The organism is Flavobacterium sp. UBA4854 (genome assembly GCF_002399805.1).
In the GTDB taxonomy this organism is placed as follows: Bacteria; Bacteroidota; Bacteroidia; order Flavobacteriales; family Flavobacteriaceae; genus Flavobacterium; species Flavobacterium ginsengisoli.
Genome location: NZ_DHEI01000023.1, coordinates 1 through 3641 on the forward strand (window position 1 = coordinate 1; position 3641 = coordinate 3641).

The 3641-nt window shown below is 36.1% G+C and carries 3 protein-coding genes; all 3 read left to right on the forward strand.

Translation table 11 applies throughout. The features are described 5' to 3' along the window. A partial coding sequence (locus B3J44_RS02535) for a DNA-3-methyladenine glycosylase family protein (protein ID WP_414654733.1) occupies positions 1-333 on the forward strand: 333 nt, incomplete at its 5' end. A gap of 111 nt (positions 334-444) precedes the next feature. After that, entirely contained in the window at positions 445-975 is a 531-nt protein-coding gene (locus tag B3J44_RS02540; RefSeq protein ID WP_111288276.1) for an inorganic diphosphatase, read from the forward strand. A gap of 113 nt (positions 976-1088) precedes the next feature. Next, on the forward strand, positions 1089-3611 hold the full coding sequence (locus tag B3J44_RS02545; RefSeq protein ID WP_286965560.1) for a sodium-translocating pyrophosphatase: 2523 nt from the start codon (positions 1089-1091) through the stop codon (positions 3609-3611). Positions 3612-3641 lie beyond the last annotated feature (30 nt).

Sequence of the window (3641 nt, forward strand, 5' to 3'; positions counted from 1 at the left end):
ATTAAGATTTTAGCGGAAGCGGTTTTAAACAAAGAATTAGATATTGAAAGTTTAGCTTCAAAATCAGCAAAACAAGTTCGCGAAGAGCTCATTAAACTAAAAGGAATCGGCAATTGGACAATTGATATTTATCTAATGTTTTGTTTAGAAGAACCCGATTTAATTCCTCTTGGCGATATAGCAGTAATAAATACGATTAAAGAATTGCTAGATATTCATGACAAACAAGAAATGGAAATTCACGCAGAACAGTGGAGTCCATATCGATCTTATGCAACCTATTTGCTTTGGCATTATTATTTAAAGAAGAGAAATCGAAGCATTACATATTAATTGCTTGTTTTTTAAACTTTAATGCACATAATTTAACCTTGTTTTTTATTGTAAAACTAGATTGTTTAGTTATTTTTGCAACCGAAATTATAGAAACAATAAAAAACGAAAATGACCGCAGACAAATTAACGACTTTCGATGTGTTAATCGAAATACCACGAGGAAGCAGAAATAAATATGAGTACGATTTTGAAATTAAAAGAATGCGTTTTGACAGAATGTTATTCTCTTCAATGATGTACCCAGCTGATTACGGATTTATTCCAGAAACTTTAGCTTTAGACGGTGATCCTCTTGACGTATTAGTTTTGGTAAACGAGCCAACTTTCCCTGGATGTGTTATGGAAGTGAAGCCAATTGGTGTATTTCACATGGCAGATGATAAAGGACCAGACGAGAAAATTATTTGTGTACCAGTTTCAGATCCAATTTGGAATTCATTAAATGATCTTTCAGATATTAACCCTCACTTAGTAAAAGAAATCGAGCACTTTTTCCAAGTTTACAAAGACCTTGAAAACAAAAAAGTAGATGTAGAAGGATGGGGAGACGTAAAAGAAGCTTACGACATTATCGCTGAGTGTACAAAACGTTTTGATGACATTGAAAATAAACCGGCTGGATTATTTAGCATTAAATAATTTTAACCTTATTCTATTATAAAAAAAGCAATACTGCCGTCAGGAGTATTGCTTTTTTGTTTAAATTCGTTTCAGTTAGATTGTTGACTATTAACCAAAACCATTAATATATTATGAATGCATTTATGATTTACCTGCCAATTATAATGGCAGTTTTAGGATTACTTTTCATGGGAATAAAAAGGACTTGGGTTTTAAAACAAGACGCTGGAGACGGTAAGATGAAAGAGATTTCAGATTACATTTACGAAGGAGCCTTAGCCTTTCTAAAAGCCGAATATAAACTATTAACCATCTTTGTAATTATTGCCAGTTTAGCTTTGGCAGGAATTACTTTTATTCCAGGAGTAAAAACACATTTATTAATCGTAATTGCCTTTATTTTTGGTGCCTTTTTCTCTGCTTTAGCGGGAAATATGGGAATGAAAATAGCGACTAAAACAAATGTTAGAACTACACAGGCGGCTCGTACAAGTTTATCGCAAGCTCTAAAAGTTTCTTTTGGCGGAGGAACTGTAATGGGATTAGGCGTTGCAGGATTAGCCGTTTTAGGGTTAACATCATTTTTCATCATTTTCTTTCATTTATTCTCTGGTGGAGTTTGGAAAGATACCGATACAATGACAGTTGTTTTAGAGACATTAGCGGGATTTTCGCTTGGTGCTGAATCAATCGCTTTATTTGCCAGAGTTGGTGGTGGAATCTACACAAAAGCAGCCGATGTTGGAGCTGATTTAGTTGGGAAAGTTGAAGCTGGAATTCCAGAAGATGATCCACGTAATCCTGCTACAATTGCAGATAACGTAGGAGATAACGTGGGAGACGTTGCAGGTATGGGTGCCGATTTATTTGGTTCTTATGTAGCAACTGTTTTGGCTGCAATGGTTCTTGGAAACTATGTGATAAAAGATATGGGTGGAAGTATCAATGATGCTTTTGGCGGAATTGGACCGATTTTGCTTCCAATGGCAATTGCTGGTTTCGGAATTTTATTCTCAATTATCGGAACAACTTTAGTAAAAATTTCAGATGACAATGCTAAAGAAGCACAAGTGCAGAAAGCATTAAATATTGGGAACTGGGTTTCTATTGTTTTAACAGCTGTGGCTTGTTTCTTCTTAGTGCAACACATGCTTCCAGAAACAATGCAAATGACTTTCTTTGGAGAAGGTTCTAAAGCGATTTCATCAATGCGTGTTTTCTACGCTACATTGGTCGGATTAGTTGTAGGTGGTGCTATTTCATCAGTAACAGAATATTATACAGGATTAGGAACAAAACCAGTTATGGCAATTGTTCAAAAATCATCTACAGGAGCGGGAACAAACGTAATTGCAGGTTTGGCAACCGGAATGATTTCCACTTTCCCAACCGTATTATTGTTCGCGGTGGCAATTTGGATTTCGTATGCTTTAGCAGGATTCTACGGAGTAGCTTTAGCAGCTTCTGCAATGATGGCTACAACAGCAATGCAGTTGGCAATCGATGCTTTCGGACCAATTTCTGATAACGCTGGTGGAATCGCCGAAATGAGCGAATTGCCAAAAGAAGTTCGTACTAGAACAGATATTTTAGATTCAGTTGGAAATACAACTGCAGCAACTGGAAAAGGATTTGCAATTGCTTCTGCAGCCTTAACTTCATTGGCTTTATTTGCTGCGTATGTAACTTTTACAGGAATCGACGGAATTAATATTTTTAAAGCACCAGTTTTAGCGATGTTATTTGTTGGTGGAATGATTCCGGTTGTTTTCTCTGCTTTGGCAATGAATTCTGTTGGAAAAGCGGCAATGGATATGGTGTACGAAGTTCGTCGTCAGTTCAAAGAAATTCCTGGAATTATGGAAGGAACCGGAAAACCAGAATACGGAAAATGCGTTGAAATTTCTACAAAAGCCGCTTTACGCGAAATGATGCTTCCTGGAATTTTAACGATTGGTTTTCCAATCTTGATTGTACTTTTAGGAAAATTAGTTTATTCAGACAACAATCAGTTAATTGCTGAAATGTTAGGAGGATATATGGCAGGAGTTACGGTTTCTGGAGTACTTTGGGCAGTTTTTCAAAACAATGCTGGAGGTGCTTGGGATAATGCTAAGAAATCTTTTGAAGCAGGAGTTGTGATTAATGGAGAAATGACATATAAAGGTTCAGATGCGCATAAAGCCGCTGTAACTGGAGATACAGTTGGAGATCCGTTTAAAGATACTTCTGGACCATCTATGAATATTTTAATTAAACTAACATGTTTAATTGGATTAGTAATTGCTCCAATTTTAGGAGAAGGCCACGAATCATCAGATATCGCTGGAAAAGCATCTTGCTGTGCTAAAACAGAAATGCATGCAGGAATATCTAAATGCGGCGATATGTCTGGAATGACAAAAGAAGAGTGCATTAAAATGTGTAAAGAAAAAGGTTGTTCTGAAGAAGAAACTGCTAAATGTCTGGCTCATTTTGATGCAAACGGAAAAAGTAGTGTTCATTCAGAAAGCGAGTCAGTTCGCGTTGAGGTTAAAAATATTAACGGAAAAACTACGGGAACTGTTACTAAAACAGTAGACGGAAAAACAACAACCGAAGTTTTTGAAGGAACTGAAGAAGAAGTTTTAGCAAAAGTTGAAGCTGCAAAATAACAACTTTGTCAAAGTTTTAAACTTTAACAA